Annotated in this window: 20 protein-coding genes; 2 read left to right on the top strand and 18 right to left on the bottom strand. The window is 53.8% G+C overall.

Going from position 1 to position 21248, the window contains the following annotated elements; all coding sequences use genetic code 11:
- Nucleotides 1-131: 131 nt before the first annotated feature.
- From fabG to yceD, 6 genes are read right to left on the bottom strand one after another with little or no spacing between them, the layout of a single operon-like run.
- Nucleotides 132-866: a 3-oxoacyl-ACP reductase FabG gene (gene fabG, locus LJN55_RS08370; RefSeq protein ID WP_062743729.1), complete on the bottom strand. Its 735-nt coding sequence runs from the start codon at nucleotides 864-866 to the stop codon at nucleotides 132-134.
- 13 nt (nucleotides 867-879) lie between these two features.
- A complete protein-coding gene (gene fabD, locus LJN55_RS08365) occupies nucleotides 880-1809 on the bottom strand; it encodes an ACP S-malonyltransferase (RefSeq protein WP_200640437.1) in 930 nt (309 codons plus the stop codon).
- 33 nt (nucleotides 1810-1842) lie between these two features.
- Nucleotides 1843-2796, bottom strand: coding sequence for a beta-ketoacyl-ACP synthase III (locus LJN55_RS08360; protein ID WP_200640438.1), 954 nt, complete (start codon nucleotides 2794-2796; stop codon nucleotides 1843-1845).
- 6 nt (nucleotides 2797-2802) lie between these two features.
- Nucleotides 2803-3837, bottom strand: a complete 1035-nt coding sequence (gene plsX / locus LJN55_RS08355) for a phosphate acyltransferase PlsX (RefSeq protein ID WP_159337076.1) — start codon at nucleotides 3835-3837, stop codon at nucleotides 2803-2805.
- Between the two features lie 22 nt (nucleotides 3838-3859).
- Entirely contained in the window at nucleotides 3860-4030 is a 171-nt protein-coding gene (rpmF, locus tag LJN55_RS08350; protein ID WP_003849870.1) for a 50S ribosomal protein L32, read from the bottom strand.
- A 14-nt stretch (nucleotides 4031-4044) separates the two neighbouring features.
- The gene (gene yceD, locus LJN55_RS08345; RefSeq protein ID WP_200640439.1) at nucleotides 4045-4566 is read right to left on the bottom strand and encodes a 23S rRNA accumulation protein YceD; all 522 of its coding nucleotides are present in this window, start codon (nucleotides 4564-4566) and stop codon (nucleotides 4045-4047) included.
- 142 nt (nucleotides 4567-4708) lie between these two features.
- On the opposite strand from yceD, the gene LJN55_RS08340 reads away from it, so the two are divergent.
- Nucleotides 4709-5290, top strand: a complete 582-nt coding sequence (locus tag LJN55_RS08340) for a Maf family protein (RefSeq protein WP_227536004.1) — start codon at nucleotides 4709-4711, stop codon at nucleotides 5288-5290.
- A 296-nt stretch (nucleotides 5291-5586) separates the two neighbouring features.
- Here LJN55_RS08340 and rluC read toward each other — a convergent pair whose 3' ends face one another.
- Nucleotides 5587-6549, bottom strand: coding sequence for a 23S rRNA pseudouridine(955/2504/2580) synthase RluC (rluC, locus tag LJN55_RS08335; RefSeq protein ID WP_227536003.1), 963 nt, complete (start codon nucleotides 6547-6549; stop codon nucleotides 5587-5589).
- A gap of 687 nt (nucleotides 6550-7236) precedes the next feature.
- Here rluC and rne point away from each other — a divergent pair.
- The gene (gene rne / locus LJN55_RS08330; RefSeq protein WP_227536002.1) at nucleotides 7237-10833 is read left to right on the top strand and encodes a ribonuclease E; all 3597 of its coding nucleotides are present in this window, start codon (nucleotides 7237-7239) and stop codon (nucleotides 10831-10833) included.
- Nucleotides 10834-11160: 327 nt separating this feature from the next.
- Here rne and flgL read toward each other — a convergent pair whose 3' ends face one another.
- From flgL to flgB, 11 genes are all read right to left on the bottom strand, one after another.
- On the bottom strand, nucleotides 11161-12126 hold the full coding sequence (gene flgL / locus LJN55_RS08325; protein WP_167864390.1) for a flagellar hook-associated protein FlgL: 966 nt from the start codon (nucleotides 12124-12126) through the stop codon (nucleotides 11161-11163).
- Nucleotides 12127-12147: 21 nt separating this feature from the next.
- The gene (gene flgK / locus LJN55_RS08320) at nucleotides 12148-13791 is read right to left on the bottom strand and encodes a flagellar hook-associated protein FlgK (RefSeq protein WP_227536001.1); all 1644 of its coding nucleotides are present in this window, start codon (nucleotides 13789-13791) and stop codon (nucleotides 12148-12150) included.
- 132 nt (nucleotides 13792-13923) lie between these two features.
- Nucleotides 13924-14865 (bottom strand): flagellar assembly peptidoglycan hydrolase FlgJ, encoded by a 942-nt coding sequence (flgJ, locus tag LJN55_RS08315; RefSeq protein ID WP_133842808.1) that lies wholly within the window; start codon nucleotides 14863-14865, stop codon nucleotides 13924-13926.
- On the bottom strand, nucleotides 14865-15971 hold the full coding sequence (locus LJN55_RS08310) for a flagellar basal body P-ring protein FlgI (RefSeq protein ID WP_133842806.1): 1107 nt from the start codon (nucleotides 15969-15971) through the stop codon (nucleotides 14865-14867). The genes flgJ and LJN55_RS08310 overlap by 1 nt, the downstream gene beginning before the upstream one ends.
- Nucleotides 15972-15980: 9 nt before the next feature.
- Nucleotides 15981-16682, bottom strand: a complete 702-nt coding sequence (locus LJN55_RS08305) for a flagellar basal body L-ring protein FlgH (RefSeq protein WP_133842804.1) — start codon at nucleotides 16680-16682, stop codon at nucleotides 15981-15983.
- Nucleotides 16683-16768: 86 nt separating this feature from the next.
- Complete coding sequence (flgG, locus tag LJN55_RS08300; RefSeq protein ID WP_133842802.1) at nucleotides 16769-17551, bottom strand: flagellar basal-body rod protein FlgG; 783 nt, start codon at nucleotides 17549-17551, stop codon at nucleotides 16769-16771.
- Between the two features lie 15 nt (nucleotides 17552-17566).
- A complete protein-coding gene (locus tag LJN55_RS08295) occupies nucleotides 17567-18322 on the bottom strand; it encodes a flagellar basal body rod protein FlgF (protein WP_167864388.1) in 756 nt (251 codons plus the stop codon).
- Nucleotides 18323-18343: 21 nt separating this feature from the next.
- Complete coding sequence (flgE, locus tag LJN55_RS08290; protein WP_227536000.1) at nucleotides 18344-19579, bottom strand: flagellar hook protein FlgE; 1236 nt, start codon at nucleotides 19577-19579, stop codon at nucleotides 18344-18346.
- A 30-nt stretch (nucleotides 19580-19609) separates the two neighbouring features.
- A complete protein-coding gene (gene flgD / locus LJN55_RS08285) occupies nucleotides 19610-20281 on the bottom strand; it encodes a flagellar hook assembly protein FlgD (RefSeq protein WP_167864386.1) in 672 nt (223 codons plus the stop codon).
- Between the two features lie 11 nt (nucleotides 20282-20292).
- A complete protein-coding gene (gene flgC, locus LJN55_RS08280; RefSeq protein WP_062743747.1) occupies nucleotides 20293-20697 on the bottom strand; it encodes a flagellar basal body rod protein FlgC in 405 nt (134 codons plus the stop codon).
- Nucleotides 20698-20699: 2 nt separating this feature from the next.
- Nucleotides 20700-21113, bottom strand: coding sequence for a flagellar basal body rod protein FlgB (gene flgB / locus LJN55_RS08275; RefSeq protein ID WP_062743748.1), 414 nt, complete (start codon nucleotides 21111-21113; stop codon nucleotides 20700-20702).
- Nucleotides 21114-21248 lie beyond the last annotated feature (135 nt).

Genomic DNA, 21248 nt, shown 5'->3' with positions numbered 1-21248 from the left:
CTCGCTTTCGCGATGGTTTTCGTAGTGTATAAAATGTTGAAAAAGATGCAACTAAATCCCGGCTGGTCCAACCACGATTTTACGCTATTCTGCGGCCTTTACCCCAAATAACGCAAATATTTTCGTGATTTTCAGACCATGTACATTCCGCCATTGACGTGCAGCGTCTCACCAGTGATGTACGCGGCCTCGTCAGAGGCTAAAAATGCAACGGCATTAGCGATCTCCTGCGCGCCGCCGAGGCGACCTGCAGGAACTTCCGCCAGAATGCCCGCACGCTGATCTTCGCTCAGTGCACGCGTCATGTCGGTTTCAATGAAACCAGGTGCCACGACGTTAACAGTAATACCACGGGACGCGATTTCACGCGCCAGTGATTTGCTAAAGCCAATCAAACCCGCTTTTGCTGCCGCGTAATTTGCCTGACCCGCATTACCCATTGTTCCAACTACGGAGCCAATGGTAATAATTCGACCCGCACGTTTTTTCATCATGGCACGCATTACCGCTTTTGACAGTCGGAATACTGAAGTCAGATTGGTGTCCAGGATGTCCTGCCACTCATCGTCCTTCATGCGCATCAGGAGATTATCACGCGTGATGCCTGCATTATTGACTAAAATGTCCACTTCGCCAAATTCGGCGCGAATATTTTCCAACACGCTTTCAATCGATGCGCTGTCGGTCACGTTCAGAAGCAGGCCTTTACCGTTATCACCCAGATAGGTACTGATAGCGTCGGCGCCACTTTGGCTGGTCGCAGTACCCACAACTTTGGCACCACGTGCCACCAGGGTTTCTGCAATCGCACGGCCGATTCCACGGCTTGCACCGGTTACCAGCGCAATTTTACCTTCGAAGTTCATGTTTCTCTCCGTGTTATTGTTCAAGCGCCGCTGTCAGGCTGGCCTGGTCGTTTACCGCCGCCGCTGTCAGGGTGTCAACAATACGTTTAGTCAGCCCGGTCAGAACTTTACCCGGACCCACTTCCAGCAGCGACGTTACGCCCTGGCCGGCCATAAATTCTACACATCCGGTCCAGCGCACTGGATTGTACAACTGGCGTACCAGCGCACTACGGATAGCTTCTGCTGACGTCTCGCACTTCACATCAACGTTATTCACTACCGGGAAGGCAGGCGCGTTGAAGGTCAGCTGTTCGAGTGCTGCGGCCAGTTTATCTGCCGCAGGCTTCATCAGTGCACAGTGTGACGGCACGCTGACAGGCAGCGGCAGTGCACGTTTCGCGCCGGCGGCCTTACAGGCAGCACCCGCACGTTCTACGGCTTCTTTGTTACCGGCAATCACAACCTGACCCGGAGAGTTAAAGTTCACCGGAGAGACAATTTGCCCCTGAGCAGACTCTTCACAAGCTTTAGCGATGGACGCATCGTCCAGACCAATAATCGCCTGCATCGCGCCAGTTCCTTCCGGAACGGCTTCCTGCATCAGTTTGCCGCGCAGTTCAACCAGCTTAATCGCATCTGCAAACGCCATGACACCTGCACAAACCAGCGCACTGTACTCACCCAGGCTGTGCCCTGCAAGCATTGACGGCGCTTTTCCGCCTTTTTCCTGCCAAACGCGGAAAATGGCAACAGAAGCAGCCAATAAAGCAGGCTGAGTTTGCCAGGTTTTGTTCAATTCTTCAGCAGGGCCTTGTTGCACCAACTGCCAGAGATCGTAACCCAGTGCGTCAGAAGCTTCGCGGAAGGTTTTTTCCACAAGCGGATTTGTTGCAGCCAGATCGGCCAACATACCTACCGTTTGCGATCCCTGTCCCGGGAAGACCATTGCAAATTGCGTCATTGTGATTTCCTGTTAATCGCTATTTTTGCTTAATTAAAAGCGAACCAGTGCAGAACCCCAGGTGAACCCGCCACCAAAAGCTTCCAGCAGAATCAACTGACCACGTTGAATACGGCCATCACGTACCGCTTCATCGAGTGCGGTCGGCACAGATGCCGCCGACGTGTTGCCATGACGATCGAGCGTCACAACGACTTTATCCATGTCCATACCCAGTTTGCGGGCAGTGGCACTGATAATACGCAGGTTTGCCTGATGCGGCACCAGCCAGTCGATAGAAGAACGATCAAGCTTATTGGCTTCCAGCGTTTCATCAACAATGTGAGCCAGTTCAGTCACTGCAACCTTGAACACTTCGTTGCCCGCCATGGTGACATACGCTGGCGTGTCCTGATTCGCACGATCCTGGTTAGGCAGCGTCAGCAACTGACCATAACGGCCATCTGCATGCAGATGAGTAGAGATGATCCCCGGCTCTTCACTGGCACCCAACACCACGGCGCCTGCGCCATCACCAAACAGGATAATGGTGCCACGATCCTCAGGATCGAGCATACGAGCGAGAACATCTGCGCCGATCACCAGTGCGTGTTTCACTGCACCATTTTTAATGTACTGATCGGCCACACTCAGCGCATAGGTGAAGCCTGCGCAGGCGGCGGCGAGGTCAAAGGAAGCGGCATCATCAATTTCCAGCATCTGCTGAATCATGCATGCTGAGCTTGGGAATGCGTGGCTGGACGACGTGGTCGCTACCACGATCAGACCGATATCATTTTTATCGATACCGGCCATCTCCAGCGCGCGCTCGGCCGCATGGAAGCCCATGGTTGCCACGGTTTCGTCCGGGCCGGCAATACGACGTTCACGAATGCCGGTACGAGTCACAATCCACTCATCCGACGTTTCTACCATTTTTTCCAGATCGGCGTTAGTCCGCACCTGCTCGGGCAAATAGCTGCCCGTACCGATAATCTTCGTATACATGTACGCTCAGTCACTCTTAGGTAATACCGCTTGAAGGCGCGCAGCAATTCGCTCAGGAACTTGCCGCCGCACCGCCTGCTCTGCCTGTTGGATCGCCACAGTAAATGCGCGTTGATTGGCCGCGCCATGACTTTTAATCACGGTGCCACGTAATCCTAACAGGCAAGCGCCATTGTACTGGTCGGGATTGAGATGGCCGAACTTCTTTGCCAGACGTTTCTTGAGCCAGCGCCCCAGCAATCCCAGCCACCAGGCCTTCTTTTTACCTTCGCCCTGTGAATTCAACAGCGAAAGGAACATTCTTACGACACCTTCCATCGTTTTCAGCGTAACATTGCCCACGAAACCATCGCAAACAAGCACGTCTGTCTTACCGGTGAGAAGATCGTTACCCTCGAGGTATCCAATATAGTTAAGTTCTGGCGATGCACGCAGTATTGCCGCGGCTTCACGTATCGAACTTAACCCTTTAGTCTCTTCCTGACCAATATTAAGCAGTGCCACTCTCGGTCGGTCGATGGCTAAGATTTCCTCTGCCACCACCGCGCCCATAACGGCAAACTGTACCAGCATAGCACTGTCCGAATCGACATTAGCGCCTAAATCCAGCACCACGGTTTTCCCGTATTGCTGATGCGGTAACACGGTCATCAACGCCGGGCGATCAATGCCGTCCAGCGGTTTTAATAATAATTTAGCTAACCCCATCAGCGCACCGGTATTGCCTGCACTGATACAGGCCTGCGCCTGCCCTGCTTTCACCTGCTCCAGCGCGACACGCATAGAGCTTCCACGACTGGCGCGGATCGCCTGTGAAGGTCTGGCATCACTGGCAATAACCGATTCGGCAGCAATGATCTGCAGACGTGCCTTAAGGGCAGAATCAGCTTTGGCAAGTAATGACGTGATGGTGTCGGGATCGCCGACCAGAAGGAGATGCAGATGCGGATTTAAGGCCAGTGCCTGCAGTGATGCAGGCACTGTCACGCAGGGACCGAAATCCCCGCCCATGGCATCTATCGCCAGGGTCAAACGTGTCAAAGTAGCGCCGCGGACCGCGGAATTACTTAACGATGACCTTGCGACCGCGGTAGTAACCATCCGCAGTGATGTGGTGACGCAGATGAGTTTCACCAGAAACTTTATCTACGGAAAGAGCTGCTGTGGTCAGCGCATCGTGTGAACGACGCATGCCACGTTTGGAACGGGTTGGTTTATTCTGTTGTACGGCCATGGACCTTACTCCTATTACTTACGCTTTAAACTGGCTAATACGGCAAATGGGTTTGGTTTTTCTGCCTCTTCAGGCAACTGACCAAAGACCATGTCCGCCTCGGACACTTCACAGTGTTCAGAATCATGCACCGGAACGACAGGCAGGGCGAGAATGACTTCATCCTCAACCATTGCCAGCAGATCGGTTTCGCCAAACTCGTTGACGTTGATCGGCTCGTACGCTTCCGGCAGTGCTTCGGCCTGTTCGTCAGTGACGACCGGGCTGAAACAGTACGATACGTGGACATGCTGCGGAAAAGTCTTGTTGCAGCGTTGGCAGCACAGCGTCACTGAAACTTCGGCCGTACCTTTCAGTACTGCCAGACGCTGCTCGTCAATCGCAAACGACATGACACATTCTACATCACTGTCCACACTCACTACCGACTCGGCAATCCGCTCAACCTGCTCAGGGGTGTAAACACCCTGGTAGTCCAGGCGTTTTTGAGCGGTACGAGTCGCATCGAGAGTTAGGGGTAATTTTACCTTTTGCATAGGGCGCGCATATTAACTTTGTAACGACATAGAGTCAAAGAAAAAGGCCGTTTTGCGGCATCTTTCACCCATGATTCGCATCCAGTGCGGCGCATAGTTTAAAATGCCTGACACTGATTCGCTATATATTCTGGAAAAAATTATGCGCCACCTGGTATTAGCCTCCACATCGAGCTATCGAAAAGCCTTATTAGCCAAACTGGAACTGCCGTTTATTACCGCGGCGCCAGAGGTGGATGAAACCCCGCTGGCCGATGAAGATGCCACTGAACTGGTGGTAAGACTGGCAACCGCCAAAGCGCAGGCGCTGGCCGGACGCTACCCGGACCACTTAATCATTGGTTCCGACCAGGTCTGCGTGGTAGCCGGCAAGATTTTTGGCAAACCTCTCACAGCCGCACGGGCACAGGAGCAGTTGCGTGCAGCCAGCGGCCACAGCGTGGTGTTTTATACCGGTCTGGCGCTCTATGACAGCCGCAACGCGTCACTACAGGTGCTTTGTGAGCCCTTCAGCGTCGATTTTCGCACACTGAGTGACGAGGAAATCGTGGCCTATATCAGCAAAGAGCAGCCACTTAACTGTGCAGGGAGCTTTAAAAGTGAAGGACTGGGTATCACACTGTTCGATCGCCTGTCAGGGCGTGACCCCAATACACTGGTAGGGCTACCGCTGATTGCCCTGTGCGACATGCTGAGAAACGCCGGTGTTAATCCACTGGTGTGATGTAGAACCGAAGCACGGCATGGGGGCCTGGGTCAGGCATGCCTGACCCCTACAAAGTCCGTGTCCTTACGTAGGGGCGAGGTATGCCTCGCCCTGGGTCAGGGCCACCTGCCCCCTACAAAGTCCGTGTCCTTACGTAGGGGCGAGGTATGCCTCGCCTTGGGTTAGGGCTACCTGCCCCCTACAAAGTCCGTGTCCTTACGTAGGGGCGAGGTATGCCTCGCCTTGGGCCAGGGCTACCTGCCCGCAACAAAGTCGGTGTCCTTATGTAGGGGCGAGGCACGCCTCGCCCTGGATCAGGTTGCGGGATGCTGTTTACGCAGAATCTCCAGACAACGTTTCAGTTCGTTGTCCAGGGGCGCTTCCACACGCATGATTTCCCCGGTATTCGGGTGCGTGAAACGCAGCGCAGCGGCATGCAGGAACAGGCGTTTCAGACCGGTCCCACTTAGCTGCTGGTCAAAATCTGCTTCGCCGTAGCGATCATCAAAGGCAATCGGATGCCCGGCATGTAATGTATGTACGCGAATCTGGTGAGTACGCCCGGTGACCGGACTGGCTTTTACCAGCGTAGCCATGGCATAACGCTCTTCCACTTTAAACAGCGTCTCGGACGGTTTGCCTTCACTGTTCACCTTCACAATGCGCTCACCGCTTTGCAGGATATTTTTCAGTAAAGGTGCCCGGACCGCTTTCACATGGGATGGCCACTGCCCGCGTACCAGCGCGAGGTAATCCTTCTGCATGCCCTTCTCACGCAGTTGCTCGTGCAGCGAACGCAGCGCAGAGCGTTTTTTTGCCACCAGCAATACCCCGGAGGTGTCGCGATCCAGGCGGTGGACTAACTCCAGGAAGCGCGCATCTGGACGCAGCGCACGCAGCCCTTCAATCACACCGAAACTCAGACCACTGCCCCCGTGTACGGCAGTGCCGGACGGTTTGTTCATGACGAGAATGTGGTCGTCTTCATAAATGATGGCGTGTTCCAGTGCGGCGACTTTCGCCAGCTTAGGTGACACATTATCGTCTTCACGCTCTGCCACCCGCACGGGGGGAATGCGCACCTCATCCCCGGCCTCCAGTTTGTATTCCGGTTTGATACGTTTCTTGTTCACCCGCACTTCGCCTTTACGCAAAATGCGATAAATCATGCTTTTCGGCACCCCTTTTAACTGGGTGCGCAAAAAGTTATCGATGCGCTGTCCTGCTTCATCAGCAGAAATGGCAATAAAATGTACGGCTGGAGTATTGGTTTTCATGGTTGGCGATTCTAAATAGTGCGCTGTGATAGCGCCACCTCTTTTTCTGTGCTTAACTGACAGAGACGGTTACCGCAGGAAGTTGTGACCGGTTTTTAGACAATCTGCTGAAAAGCACTGCAATACGTTCTAAAAGCTGAGAGAAACTTCTCAACGCGGATAAAGTCACCTTGCGATCACCGCCTTAGCAATGGAATAATATCTCCGTTTTTGACGCTAAGACTTGCGAACGTAAGGGAATAGTTAGCGTGTACCCAATAGATTTCGTGTTGCAGCAAGGCAAGCGAAAGAATCCCCGGAAACAGACATAAGTCGGTATTTGGGGATGAATGAGATCAGCCAACATGGCTGCGGCTCGAAAGATGAAGGGTGAGAAATTTTGCCGGATAGCGCATACACGCAGCAATGGCGTAAGACGTATTGTGCAATCAGGCATTTAGCGGGCTGCGGGTTGCAGCCTGGACGATAAAACGGGATTGGTTCACCTGGTATTCTACTGGCGGTTCCCCCCTTAAAAGCGCTGTTTTTCCATATGTAAAACAGGCTACCGAGTTTTTGCACCCCTTTAGCTGCTGACAACCGGGAGGTTGACGGCTTTGCGATGAGACACGGGGTCATCGGTTTTCATGTCCAGCGTTACTTTGCCCGCAGCTTTGTCACTAATGTAAGAATAATGAGTAAGTTACGATGAAAAGAATGTTGATAAACGCAACTCAGCAGGAAGAGTTGCGTGTTGCCCTCGTGGACGGACAACGTCTGTACGATCTGGATATTGAAAGCCCTGGACACGAACAGAAAAAAGCCAACATCTACAAAGGCAAGATCACCCGCATTGAACCCAGCCTCGAAGCCGCATTTGTTGATTACGGCGCTGAACGGCACGGTTTCCTACCTCTGAAAGAAATTTCCCGCGAATACTTCCCTGCTAATTACAATTCTCACGGTCGTCCAAATATCAAGGATGTACTGCGTGAAGGCCAGGAAGTCATTGTTCAGATCGATAAAGAAGAACGTGGTAATAAAGGCGCAGCCCTGACCACCTTTATCAGCCTGGCGGGAAGTTACCTGGTTCTGATGCCAAACAACCCACGAGCAGGCGGTATTTCACGCCGTATCGAAGGCGATGACCGCACTGAACTGAAAGAAGCCCTGTCAGCACTGGAATTGCCTGATGGTATGGGTCTGATTGTACGCACCGCGGGTGTGGGCAAATCGGCCGATGCACTGCAATGGGATCTCAGCTTCCGTCTGAAACATTGGGAAGCCATTAAGAAAGCTGCTGACAGCCGCCCCGCGCCTTTCCTGATCCATCAGGAAAGTAACGTGATCGTGCGCGCCTTCCGCGACTATCTGCGTCAGGACATCGGCGAAATCCTCATCGACAATCCAAAAGTGCTGGAGCTGGCTCGCCAGCATATCGCCGCACTGGGTCGTCCAGATTTCAGCAGCAAAATTAAACTGTACACCGGTGAAATCCCGCTGTTCAGCCACTATCAAATCGAATCGCAGATCGAATCTGCATTCCAGCGTGAAGTGCGTCTGCCTTCTGGCGGATCGATTGTTATCGATTCCACCGAAGCGCTGACGGCTATCGATATCAACTCCGCACGCGCCACTCGCGGCGGGGACATCGAAGAAACGGCGTTTAACACCAACCTGGAAGCGGCCGATGAAATTGCCCGCCAGCTGCGTTTGCGTGACCTCGGTGGCCTGATCGTTATCGACTTTATCGATATGACCCCGGTTCGTCATCAGCGTGCGGTAGAAAACCGCCTGCGTGAAGCCGTACGCCAGGATCGTGCTCGTATTCAGATCAGCCATATTTCACGTTTCGGCCTGCTGGAAATGTCGCGTCAGCGTCTTAGCCCTTCTCTGGGTGAATCCAGCCATCACGTTTGCCCACGCTGTAGCGGCACCGGTACCATCCGTGATAACGAATCGCTGGCTCTCTCCATTCTGCGTCTGATTGAAGAAGAAGCGCTGAAAGAGAACACCAAAGAAGTTCATGCCATCGTACCGGTTCAGGTTGCTTCATACCTGCTGAACGAGAAACGTGAAGCCGTCAGCGCCATTGAAAAACGCCAGGGCGGCGTGCGTGCCATTATCGTACCCAACGATAATATGCAGACACCGCACTACTCCGTTCTGCGCGTGCGCAGTGGTGAAGAGACGCAAACTCTCAGTTATCACCTGCCTAAACTGCACGAAGCAGAAATGGCGTTGCCTTCTGAAGAAGAGCACGCTGAGCGCAAGCGCCCTGAGCAGCCTGCCCTCGCCGCTTTTGTGATGCCAGATGCGCCGCCAGCACCACAGGAAGAAATTGCAGAAGTTGCCGCAACAGCACCGGTTGCACCGCCTGTCGCGAAAACACCTGCCGCTGACGCTCAGCCGGGCCTGGTTAGCCGTTTCTTCAGCGGGCTGAAAAAACTGTTCGCTGCGGAAGAGAAGCCAGCAGTTGAGCCACAGCCACCTGTCGTTGAAGAAAAACCAGCCGAACCTGCTGCACCACGTGGTGAACGTCGCAATAACCGCCGCCAGAACAATAACCGCCGCGACCGTAACGGTGAACGTGGTGAGCGTTATGGCGATCGTAATGCAGACCGTAGCGATCGCAATGGCGAACGTAACGACCGCAACGGCGAACGTAACGACCGTAACAGTGAACGTAACGACCGTAACAGTGAACGTAACGACCGTAATGGTGAACGTAACGAGCGCAACAGCGAGCGTAACGACCGCAACGGTGAACGTACTGAACGTACTGAACGTGCACCACGTGAACGCAACAACGAAGCGCGTGAAAATGGTCGTGACGACAATCGTCGTAACAACGCCAATAAACGCAATGCACCACAGGCGGATGCCCGCAGCGAACGTATGGTTCCAGACGAATTTGAACGCAGCGAAACCTCGCAGCCACGTCAACCTCGTCAGGATCGCCAGCGTCGTCGTCCTGGTCAGAACCAGGAAGAAAAACGGCCGGTCGTGCAGGAAGAGAGCATCGTTGAGCCGATCATCGAAGCTGTAGACAATCAGGAAGTGCAGGAAGAGAACGTACAGGTGATGCCGCGCCGTAAACCGCGCCAGTTGAACCAGAAAGTGCGTATCGAAACGGCTGAACAGACCGCTGCGCGTTCGTTTGAACCGCAAGGTGAAGAAGTGACCCCGGCAGCCACGCCAGTGGTTAACGAACCTGTGGCTGAGTCTGATGACAACGACGATCGTGATGGCAACAATATGCCACGCCGTTCACGTCGCTCTCCACGCCACCTGCGTGTGAGCGGTCAGCGTCGTCGCCGTTACCGTGATGAGCGTTATCCGACACAGTCACCAATGCCGCTGTCTAACGCTGCTGCATCGCCAGAAATGGCATCAGGTAAAGTGTGGATTTCTTATCCGGTTGCTCAGACAAGCGATCACGAAACGCATGAAGAGCATGGCCATTCAGTGGTCCCTCCTTACGGTCATACAGAGGTTGAAACGCCTGTTGCAGAAGCCACTGCCGCTGTCGAAGCCGCTAATGCGGTAGAGGCTGTCGCTGCCACCGCACCTGTGGTTGAAACCCCTGAGGTTAACACTCCTGCGATTGAAGCCCCGGTCGAAGAGCAGGCAGAACCTGTGCAGCAGGCTGAGCCACAGCCAGAAAATCTGCCAGAAATCACCCCTGTGATTGCTGAAGAGACGGCTGCCATTGACGCACCGGTAAACGAAGAACCCGCCGTAATTTCTGCCGCTGACGAAGTTGTCGCGGAAGAGACTGCAGCAGAAGCGACGCCTGTGGAAGATGTTCAGCCTGAGCCAACTTTTGCCGCAGTTGATGCTGTTGCGGATATTGTGGAAGAAGCCCAACAGGCGACTGACATTGCCAGCGTTGCTCCGGTTGAAGTCAGCCCTGAAGTTGAGCAGCAGGTTGCCGAAGTGCTCCATGCACCGGAAGTGACTGCAGCACAACACACTGTGGCGACCAGCGAGCCGCACGCTCCGGTTCCTGCCCGTGACGAGCCTGTCGCGGATGCACCGGTTGCTGCTGAGCCTGTGGTTGATGCTGCACCGATCGTTGCCAGCGCACCTGCTGTTGCAGAACCCGTGGCCGCTGCCCCCGTGCAGAGCAGCGCTCCGCATCATGCTACCGCGCCAATGACGAAAGCCCCGGCTCCGGCTTACCAGCCAGAAGCACCAAGTCAGAGCGACTGGGTGCGTCCGGACTTTAACTTTGAAGGTAAGGGGTCAGCAGGCGGTCACGCTGCAACTCATCAGGCGACTGCTCCGGCAACCCGTCCTTAATACCTGATAACGCGTCAATCAAGCCCTGGCCACCTGGCCGGGGCTTTTTTTTATCTGCTCTTCCCTCCCCGTTTACGCCAGTATCTCTGTATTCACCGATCGTTGTCGCAACGTATTCATATCTGTGAGTATACATATACCCGCCGTCATCAGCATCGCGGTTCATAGACACCATTGCGTTATCGACAAGTCGTTAAAAGGATACGGGGCACACCGTTACGTGAGAGGGGATAGCAGGCAAAAAAAACCCGCTGTCAGCTTTGGCTACTGACAGCGGGAGAAACTGAACGTACACGGTTAAAGCACGTTCAAATATTAGAAGTCAGTCTACGAATTCAGGTTAAACAGAGACAGTTTGGACATCTGCTGGAACACCGTATAAGAGGCTTTTAACGCCGCCTGCTGCATGGTGTAGTTAGAAATTGACTCCACGGTATCAGCGCCAATCAATGCTGACAGCTGATTTTTTTGGTTAAGGATAGTGTCATCCCCTTTGGAATCAAGACTGGATAACTCCTGCAGGTTTGTACCGACTTCTGCACTAACACTTGATACGTTATTTAACGCATTACGCAAGCCTCGGCCCGATTTCTCCAGTGCCGCTAACCCATCATCAATATCTGCCTGGGACGCATCGGCCAACGGCTTATTCAACGATGCGATCGCCGTGTCTAGCATGTTAAATATATTCGTTTCTGCCGTGCCATCAGCTTCTTTCACCGCAGTACTGGTCAGAGAATTGAAAATCTGTTCGCCCGTATGATTGGTGGTTAACGTCCGGCTGGCATCCACTTTCTGAGAAATAGGCGTCAGCCCCCCCTCATAAGTTGTTGCGCCTGTAGTCGCATCAGTAACAAAAGGAGGTTTGTCACTCTGATATCCCGCAAAAACATAGCGGCCACTACCATCAGTGCTGTTGGCAAGATTCAGTAACTGAGCACGAAGCCCGGTAAGCTGAGTCGCGTAAGACTGGCGATCGTCGTCAGACAAGGTTCCATTTGAAGCGGCAACCAGTGTTGTCTGAGCATTGATGATCACATCAGTTACCTGTTTAAGCGTCGTCACTTCGGTAGACTGATTTTGCGTGGCAAAAACACGCGCCGTTTTATACTGTGAAGTTTCAGTCTGCGCCTGTGAGATGACAACGGCCTGAGCGGCAGCGACAGGATCATCTTCCGGACTATTAACACGGTTACCGGTAGCGAGCTGCTCTCCCCCTTTCAGCCATGCAGACTGTGAAGTAGAGATCCCGCGCATCTGCTGATCGTAGATCATGCTGGTACTGAGTCGCATGGTTTAATTCCTCTGCAAAATTTAGCTGACAGCACTTATCAGTGACTGGAAAATAGTGGAAGCCGTCTGTAATACCTGGGCATTGGCCATGTAATACTGCTGATAGCGCGTCAGGTTTGCATACTCTTCATCCAGGTTAACCCCGGAAACAGACTGCTGCTGATTGGTAAGCTGTGTCACCACGGCTGCCTGTGTGGTATTGGTTTTAGCAAGGGTGCTGGCTTTGTTGCCCACGTTCGCAACCAGGCTGGCATACGACTCCGTCAGAGTACTTTTGCCATTGACTAAATTTTTGGTTTGTAAATCCAGCAGTTTTTGTACGTTCTCATTGTTACTTTCCCCCCCGGCCGCACTGGCAGCAGCCAATTTTCCTTCAGAGGTAATCTCAACCGCCATATTGGCAATAACGTTTTTAACGGGTTGAACGGTGAAACTATCGCCGGAGAGAGGCGTACCCGTCGGCGTCACTTTTAGGCCATCGAATGCCAACACGCCAGGCGTGGTGGTGCTATCAATGGTCGCCGTCGTATTATCAGACAGACGGGTTGCAGTCCAGGTACCATTATTAAACGTTAGCTTGTAGTCCGTGGCCTGAACTTTGGTGGTGTCATCCCACTCCGCTGTCAGTTCGCCGGTGCCTTTATTTTTGGCATTCTGCAGGACTGAAGGGCCGCCCAAACCGAAGAAATCTTCACCATCCGCGCCATCAATATCTTTGCCGAGTTTGTGCTGGGTGTTGAAGCTTGTTCCCAACGCCATCGCCAATTGGCCGACTTGATTACGTACGTTATCCAGATCGCCGCGGAACGCCAGCAGGCCTCCCAGCGAACCATTGGTAATTTCTGACTCAGGAATCTGAGTTTTTGCACCCGTTACAGGATCAACAGTCGCGATAGTCGTGCGTCCAGGATCAGCGCTCGATGGCACTGCCGCCAGTTGACTGTAGGTGTCGCCCTGGACCAGGGAAATCCCATTACCGATAGAGATATTATAACTACCACCATCCTGCTGGGTAACGTTAACACCAGCTATGGCATTCAGTTCGCTGACCAGTTTATCGCGTTGATCTAAAAGATCATTGGGCTCACTACCCGCACCTGCGCCTTTTAGCTTGATAATCTGCTGGTTAACGTTAGCAATCTGTTTTGCGTAGTTATTAATTTGTTCAACTGAAGCGGTAACCGCCGTATTCAGGCTGCCGTCGAGGTTGGACAGATAGGTATCAGTCACTTTGAACTGATTAACCAATCCCTCAGCTTTACCCAGAACAGCCTGACGAGAAGAGGGGTCACTGGCATTACTCGACAATGTCTGCAACGAGCTGAAGAAGTCCTGAATATTGCTTGAGAGCGTATTCGTGGTACTTGATAACATATTGTTAACATTGGAAATCTGACTATACTGGCTGGCAATACCACTGGACTGGGCGCTGGCCGCACGCAGCTGGTTAGTGATGAACTGGTCATATTCACGGTATACCGTGGAGACATTAGCACCGTTACCATAGTAACTGCCGCCACTCAGGGTACTGTTGGCCTGAGCAAGCACCGTTGTCTGGCGTGAATAACCGCCAACGGCATAGTTAGTAATGTTGTTACTGGTGGTGCTCAGCGCGGCAGATGCAGCGCTTAACCCGCTCATCGCGGTATTGATTAAGTTTGCCATTTCGGGTCCTTGTTAACCGGCAACTGCAGAGCCAGCATTGACGAATCGTTTGCCGGAAGGGGGTTAACGCAAATCCGGCCTGAAAAGGTTATCGGTTAAACCGGGGCAAACTTGAGCATTTCCCCGAAAAATTTAAAACAAATCGCCGATATCCTGACTGTAGGCTTTGACCACTTTTTCACCCATATTTTTGAACTGCTGGATCATACCCACCAGCTTTTGTGCATATTTAGGATCGGTGGCATAACCCGCAGCCTGCAACGCCTGCGCACCCTGTTCCGGCGAGGAAGCGGTCGTCACGGCCGCATAGCGTGGATTGTTACTCAGCAGTTTGACATAGTCGTTGAGGGCATCGAAATAGGAGTCGTAAACACGGAATTTTTGCTTCACCTTTTTCGCTTCACCATTCTCAAATTCGGTGGTCATCACATCAGTGGTTTTACCCTGCCAGCTGCCCGTCGCTTTAATACCAAAGACGTTATAGCTTGGCTTACCGTCACGCGTGAGGATCTGGCGCTGGCCCCAACCTGATTCGAGTGCGGCCTGGGCCAGAATCAGGTGATGAGGAATACCACTTTGCTCACTCGCCGCCTGTGCCGGTTTTGACAGCATCGCGATAAAGTCACCATTGTCACCGGATAACGGCATCTCTGCGCTGGAGAAACGCGGTACCGCTTTACGGACCATTTGTTCCATCGCCAGCGGAGGTAAGGTGTTGATAAAGCTCTTATCCAGCGGCATGGGCACCGTACCGGCTTTCTCATCCAGCGGCTTCTGCCCTTCCATCTGTTTCACGATAAGGTCAGCCAGACCGAGGCCTTTCGCCCCGATCTCCTGGCCAATCTGCTGATCGTACATTGAGGTATAAAGCCGCGTCTGCTCGCTACTCATCAGGCCATCCTGCGGTAGCGCCTGGCGCATGCTTTTCAACATCATCTGGACAAACATCCCTTCGACCTGTTTTGCCACTTCGCGCGCATGCGCTTTCGGGTCATCACCGGCTAACCGTTTCAGGGTGTTCAGCGAGCGGCTGTCATACGCCGCGCTGCTCAGAGACTGGCTGTTGTCGCTCATCAGATAATTTCCAGTTTGGCGTGCAGGCAACCTGCGCTTTCCATCGACTGCAAAATAGACATCAGATCGATAGGCGTCGCACCCAGCGAGTTCAGTGCACGAACCACGCTGTTCAAATTCGCGCTGGCGTTAACCGTTTGCAGTGCGCCCCCGCTCTGACGCATATCAATCTGCGTTTGCGGTGTCACCACAGTCTGACCACCGCCAAATGGCGTATCAGGCTGACTGACGTTCTGCGTCTGATTGACCGTGACCGACAGGCTGCCCTGGGCGATCGCACATTGCGTCAACATCACTTCACGGTTCATGACCACCGAGCCAGTACGTGAGTTGATGATCACTTTGGCGTCCTGAATCGGAACCGAGACATCAATATTCTGGATATCCGCCAGCAGACGTACCTGAGAGGTGTTATTTGCTGTTGAGCGGATCTGCACAGTGCGGCCATCGACGGCCTGCGCCATCCCGTAGCCACCGCGGCTGTTAATGGCGTCGCTGATGCGCTGCGCCATGCTGAAATCTTCCTGGTTCAGATACAGGCTAACGATATTGCTGGTGGCGAAGTTATTCGGCAATTCACGCTCAATCGTGGCACCGCCGGTAATACGACCGCCGTTCACCTGGTTGACCTGCACGCTACTGCCACCGGCCGCAGCACTGGCACCGCCGATCAAAATGTTACCCTGCGCCAGCGCGTAAACCTGGTTATCCACCCCTTTCAGCGGGGTCATCAGCAGCGTACCGCCGCGCAGGCTTTTGGCGTTACCCATGGAGGAAACCACCACATCAACCACCTGCCCCTGACGGCCAAATGCTGGCAGCTTTGCAGTCACCATCACCGCCGCCACGTTTTTCAACTGCATATTTGTGCCGGTAGGAACGGTGATCCCTAACTGCGACAGCATGTTGCTCAGGCTCTGTGTGGTAAATGGCGTCTGGGTTGTCTGGTCACCGGTGCCATCGAGTCCCACCACCAGACCGTAGCCGATCAGGGAGTTATCACGCACGCCGCCCACGGTCGTGAGATCGCGAATACGATCGGCCTGCGCCAGGGCGCTAAACCCTACCGTCAGCAGCAGGACACATCGAATCAGTACATTACGCATTAAAACCTCTTACATCGGTGATATGTTCAGGAAGAACCGTTGCAGCCAGCCCATATTCTGCGCCTCATTGATGTAGCCGTTACCGACGTACTCAATGCGGGCATCAGCCACCTGGGTGGAAACAACACTGTTGCTGGCGCTAATCGTGCGTGGGTTAACCACACCGGAGAAGCGGATAAACTCTGTTCCCTGATTAATTTCAATCTGTTTCTCACCGACCACATTCAGGTTGCCATTAGGCAATACCTGGTTAACGGTAACGGTGATGGTGCCGGTAAAGGTGTTATTCGCTGAAGCGCCCCCTTTTCCTGCAAAATCATTTTTCCCTTCCCCGGCGAAGGTGGCTTTGTCGCCACCCAGCAGTCCGACGAGGGCGCGCGGTGTCGCGCTTAAGCCGAAGCTGGAAGATCCATCACGTCCGGCATTGGCAGAAGAACTCTTACTCGCGCTGACATTTTCCTGCAGCGTGATGGTTAATGTGTCGCCAATATTACGTGGGCGGCGATCCTCGAACAGCGGCTGATAGCCGTAGTTCATCGGCATCACGCCCTGAAAAATAGAACCGTTGACCAATGCAGGTGAAGCAGGCATCGGCTGGGCCGTCGTCGAGCCTTCAACCAGTGGCTTACGGGGAACTAACGCACAACCGTTAAGCGTTAGCAGCAACGTGGCTACCAACAAACGTCCAGGCAATGAGATCTGCTGCGCCATGGATATAAACCTTTCATTACGAGAATATTGTATTAACGGGCCGGGCAAACCCGGCACCTGTAACGGTCAATCAGTCCGTCTTACTTTTACAGCTGAGTCAGTTTCGCCAGCATCTGGTCAGAAGTACTCACGGCCTTACTGTTAATCTCATAAGCGCGCTGAGTCTGGATCATGCTGACCAACTCTTCCGCTACGTTAACGTTTGACGTTTCCACATAGCCCTGGTACAGCGTACCCGCACCGTTGTTGCCCGGGTTACTTTCCGTTGGCGCACCGGATGCCTGTGTTTCCTGATAAAGGTTTTCACCCATACTTTCCAGACCGGCATCGTTGACAAACGTGCTCAACGTCAACTGTCCGACCTGAACCGGGTTAGTCTGGCCCTGCTGGGTCACGCTCACCACACCATCACGACTGACGGTCATGCTCAGGGCGTTTGGCGGGATCGTGATAGCGGGCTGCACCGGGAAACCACCGTTGGTAACCAACTGACCATTCTGGTCCGTCTGGAAAGAACCATCGCGGGTATACGCGGTGGTACCATCAGGCATCTGAATCGAGAAGAAGCCCTGACCACTGATCGCCACATCCTTCGATGAGCTGGTCTGCGACAGGTTGCCCTGATTATGCAGGCGCTCTGTGGCCACCGGACGCACACCCGTACCAATCTGCAAACCGGAAGGCAGCGTGGTCTGCTCAGATGACTGCGCGCCTGGCTGACGCATCGTCTGGTACATCAGATCTTCAAATACCGCACGCTGACGTTTAAAACCGTTGGTGCTAACGTTTGCCAGGTTGTTGGCAATCACGTCCATATTGGTCTGCTGAGCGTCAAGACCGGTTTTGGCAATCCATAAAGAACGAATCATCTATTATTCCTCTGATCAGCTCATTGACAGCAGCTGGTTGGCTCGTTGTTCGTTTTCATCGACGCTGGAAATCACTTTCATCTGCATCTCGAAACGACGGGCGTTGGCAATCATATCGACCATGGTCTGCGTGCTGCTGACGTTGCTGCCTTCCAGCACGCCCGGCATCACTTTCATGGTGGCATCGATAGGTAACGTGGCACCGCGTTGGGCCACCGCACTGGCTGAGACGCGAAACATACCGTCATCACCGCGCGTCAGCTCACTGCCAGTGGCTTGTACCAGCTTCAGCCTGCCCAACTGCACCGTCGCATTCGGCGCATCGCCCGGATTCAGCGCAGTAATAGAACCGTCAGCCGCGATGGTGAGTTCAGCGCCCTGCGGCACCGCAATCGGTCCGCCGTCACCCATCACCACGTTGCCCTGTACGGTAAGTTGCCCGGCAGGGCTGACTTCCATATTCCCGTTGCGGGTATAGGCTTCGGTGCCGTCGGCAGTCTGCACTGCCAGCCAGCCATCACCCTGCATCGCCACGTCCAGCGCACGCTCGGTGTAGTCCAGCGCCCCCTGGGTCATATCTGCTCCCGGCGTCGAAGCCGTGACCAGCGTACGGGTAGGCAATGACAAACCTTCCACCGGCACCGCACGCGCAGCACTAAGCTGCGCACGGAATCCCGGTGTTGCGGCGTTGGCCAGGTTGGCCGCCGTCACTGCCTGCTGATCGAGGGTCTGACTGGCAGCCCCCATTGCGGTATATATTGCGTGATCCATAGAACGATCCTGTTAACCGAATTAACGCAGGTTGACCAGCGTGTTAAGAATCTGGTCCTGAGTTTTGATGGTCTGCGCATTCGACTGGTAGTTACGCTGCGCAACGATCATGTTCACCAGTTCTTTACTCAGATCCACGTTGGAAGACTCCAGTGCACCCGCGGTCAGGGTTCCGAGGTTACCTGACCCGGCAACACCGGTCAGCGCCTGACCCGAAGAGGCGGAAGCAGACCAGACGTTGTCACCTTCAGATTTCAGACCTTCCGGGTTAGCGAAGTTAGCCAGCACGATCTGGCCCAAAGTCTGGGTCTGCTCGTTCGAGTAGGTCCCCACCAGGGTGCCGTCATCGTTAATCTGATAGCTGGTCAGTTCGCCTGGCTTGTAGCCATCCTGAGTCGGGTTACCGAAAGCACTTTTGCCATTGTTTTGCTGCAGGCTTCCGTTCAGATTAAGGGCAAACGTCTGGCCTGGCGCAGAACCGTTCAGGGCTCCCATGCTCACGGTGAGAATGCCATTTGCTGGCGTGGTCATGGTGCCGGTGTTAGTAAAGGTTACTGGTAAACCGCTGGTGCCTGGAGGAGTCTGATCATCCGGAGTTTCAAGACTGGTTGAAGAGTCAATCGGATGCGCGCGCCAGGTGTTATCCGCCGTCTTCACGAAATAGACATTGACGATATGCGCATTGCCCAGTGAGTCATAGGTGGTCATTGACGACTTGGCGTTATAGGTTGATGCGTCATCGGGATCAAATAGGTTGTTGTCTTTAACAGGATCCGTTGAGTTCAGGTTAGCCGTCATTGCGCCAGTGGTGGTCGCCTTCGCTGACATCGCAGTGGCAGGCACGCTCAGTGCCACCGGGTTAGCACCGGTCTGGATGGTTGGCGGGGTACCGGTGGCCGGATAACCGGTCAGCTGCAGGCCCTGCATGTTAACGATATTACGGTTAGCATCCAGCGTGAACTGGCCGTTACGGCTGTAATACACCGCACCGCTGGTGTCCGCCATACGGAAGAAGCCCTGCTGGCTGATCGCCACATCAAGACCACGGCTGGTGGTGGTGGTGGTACCGTCGTTAAAGTCCTGTACCACGGCCGCAACCTTAGTACCCAGACCCACTTTAGAACCGGCAAACATATCAGCAAACGCGACGGTGCTGGATTTAAAGCCCGCTGTAGCGGAGTTGGAAATGTTGTTACCAATAACGTCGAGGTTGCTGGATGCTGCGTTTAAGCCGCTGACTGCCTGTGAAAAGCCCATGTTGTCACTCCTGAAGCATAAATTAGTGGATTAAATAATCTGACGTACGTTTTCCAGGGTGGTCGTCCCCATGGTGCCCAGGTCAAGTACAGCCCCTTTGGCCGTGCTGCTCACGCCGTTCACTAAGGCATAGTTCAACGGCTGTGCAACCAGCTGACCAGTGGCATTGCTGGCGCTGATTGAAACGGTGTATTTACCATCGGCCGCGACGCTACCATCAGCCGCTTTACCGTCCCACTGGAAGGTGTGTACACCAGCGGTCTGTGCACCCAGCTCAATAGTCTGGATCACGGCACCACTGCCATCTTTAATGGTGGCGGTGGTCGCGGTGGAAGCCTGCCCCAGCTCAACGCCAAACGGCGTAGTGGTGCTGTTGCCGACCAATACCTGTGAACCATTGACCATTACGCCGTGACCAATCAGGGTCGAGGCCTGCAAGGACTGGCCGGAGGTAATCTGACCGGAAATTGATCCCAGCGTGGTGTTCAGTTTCTCAATACCACTGAGGGTATTGATCTGTGCCAGCTGCGAGGTCAGCTGACTGTTATCCATCGGATTGGTCGGGTCCTGATTCTGCAACTGGGTGACCAGCAGCGTCAGGAAGTTACTCTGCAAGTCCGCCGCTGACGTATCAGAAGAAGACGAGGAAGATTGCAGCGTTGTGGTGGCCTGCTTTTCATTTACACCAACAGCAATACTCATCGGGAAGCTCCTTATTGACCCATGGTTAAGGTTTTCAACATCATCTGTTTAACGGTGTTTAAAACCTCAACATTGGCCTGGTAACTGCGCGAGGCCGACATGGTGTTCACCGTTTCTCCTACTACATCCACATTGGGCATTTTCACGTAACCTTTGGCATCGGCCATCGGGTTACCGGGCTCATACACCAGACGCGCCGGGGCAGGATCATCGATCACCTGCGCCACTTTCACGCCACCCGTCGGGGACCCCGGTGCCGCGTCGGTTTGAAACACCACCTGTTTCGCTACATAGGGCTGACCATCCGGCCCGGTAACGCTGTCGGCGTTGGCCAGGTTACTGGCACTGACGTTAAGACGCTGTGACTGTGCAGCCATTGCCGAACCGGCAATATTAAAAATATTTAAAAGTGCCATCGTTATTGCCCCTGTAGCACAGACATCATGCCTTTAATCTGACTGCTGATAGCCATCAAATCCGTCTGATATTTCAGACTGTTATCGGCAAACTCTGTGCGTTCGCGGTCCATATCTACCGTGTTACCGTCCAGCGCAGGCTGGTCAGGAATGCGGTACATCAGGTCCATCGAAGGCGGTTGAAGATTTTCCGCAGGAATATGGCGTGCCGACGTCACCGCCAGCGACAGCCCGGAACCCTGCGCCCGCCCTTGTTCCAGCACCTTATTCATCTGGCTGGCGAAATCGATATCGCGTGCCTGATAGCCCGGAGTGTCAGCATTGGCGATATTGGATGCCAGGATTTCCTGTCGCTGTGCACGCAGGTTCAGGGCTTCGGTGTTAAACCGTAGTGCTGCGTCCAGTTTGTCGAGCATGCGTCCTCCGCAAGTGAGAATTTAGAGCTGACAGCATAATCTCGTGGGGGAAAGGGCTATCGTTTGAATAGCGCTAAAAACCGTCGCTAATTTGCGCCTTGACAATATGCATCTGAGGGTAGAATCGGTGCCATG

The organism is Erwinia rhapontici (assembly GCF_020683125.1).
GTDB lineage: Bacteria > Pseudomonadota > Gammaproteobacteria > Enterobacterales > Enterobacteriaceae > Erwinia > Erwinia rhapontici.
This window is presented reverse-complemented; position numbering and strand designations above follow the sequence as displayed.

Bases quoted from the DNA above. Each gene is read 5' to 3' on its own strand.
- fabD (WP_200640437.1), bottom strand. From the start codon at position 1,809: ATGACGCAATTTGCAATGGTCTTCCCGGGACAGGGATCGCAAACGGTA.
- flgG (WP_133842802.1), bottom strand. From the start codon at position 17,551: ATGATTCGTTCTTTATGGATTGCCAAAACCGGTCTTGACGCTCAGCAG.
- flgJ (WP_133842808.1), bottom strand. From the start codon at position 14,865: ATGAGCGACAACAGCCAGTCTCTGAGCAGCGCGGCGTATGACAGCCGC.
- yceD (WP_200640439.1), bottom strand. From the start codon at position 4,566: ATGCAAAAGGTAAAATTACCCCTAACTCTCGATGCGACTCGTACCGCT.
- flgB (WP_062743748.1), bottom strand. From the start codon at position 21,113: ATGCTCGACAAACTGGACGCAGCACTACGGTTTAACACCGAAGCCCTG.
- fabG (WP_062743729.1), bottom strand. From the start codon at position 866: ATGAACTTCGAAGGTAAAATTGCGCTGGTAACCGGTGCAAGCCGTGGA.
- LJN55_RS08310 (WP_133842806.1), bottom strand. From the start codon at position 15,971: ATGCGTAATGTACTGATTCGATGTGTCCTGCTGCTGACGGTAGGGTTT.
- rne (WP_227536002.1), top strand. From the start codon at position 7,237: ATGAAAAGAATGTTGATAAACGCAACTCAGCAGGAAGAGTTGCGTGTT.
- rluC (WP_227536003.1), bottom strand. From the start codon at position 6,549: ATGAAAACCAATACTCCAGCCGTACATTTTATTGCCATTTCTGCTGAT.
- LJN55_RS08295 (WP_167864388.1), bottom strand. From the start codon at position 18,322: ATGGATCACGCAATATATACCGCAATGGGGGCTGCCAGTCAGACCCTC.
- flgC (WP_062743747.1), bottom strand. From the start codon at position 20,697: ATGGCACTTTTAAATATTTTTAATATTGCCGGTTCGGCAATGGCTGCA.
- LJN55_RS08305 (WP_133842804.1), bottom strand. From the start codon at position 16,682: ATGGCGCAGCAGATCTCATTGCCTGGACGTTTGTTGGTAGCCACGTTG.
- flgE (WP_227536000.1), bottom strand. From the start codon at position 19,579: ATGGGCTTTTCACAGGCAGTCAGCGGCTTAAACGCAGCATCCAGCAAC.
- flgL (WP_167864390.1), bottom strand. From the start codon at position 12,126: ATGCGACTCAGTACCAGCATGATCTACGATCAGCAGATGCGCGGGATC.
- rpmF (WP_003849870.1), bottom strand. From the start codon at position 4,030: ATGGCCGTACAACAGAATAAACCAACCCGTTCCAAACGTGGCATGCGT.
- flgK (WP_227536001.1), bottom strand. From the start codon at position 13,791: ATGGCAAACTTAATCAATACCGCGATGAGCGGGTTAAGCGCTGCATCT.
- LJN55_RS08340 (WP_227536004.1), top strand. From the start codon at position 4,709: ATGCGCCACCTGGTATTAGCCTCCACATCGAGCTATCGAAAAGCCTTA.
- flgD (WP_167864386.1), bottom strand. From the start codon at position 20,281: ATGAGTATTGCTGTTGGTGTAAATGAAAAGCAGGCCACCACAACGCTG.
- LJN55_RS08360 (WP_200640438.1), bottom strand. From the start codon at position 2,796: ATGTATACGAAGATTATCGGTACGGGCAGCTATTTGCCCGAGCAGGTG.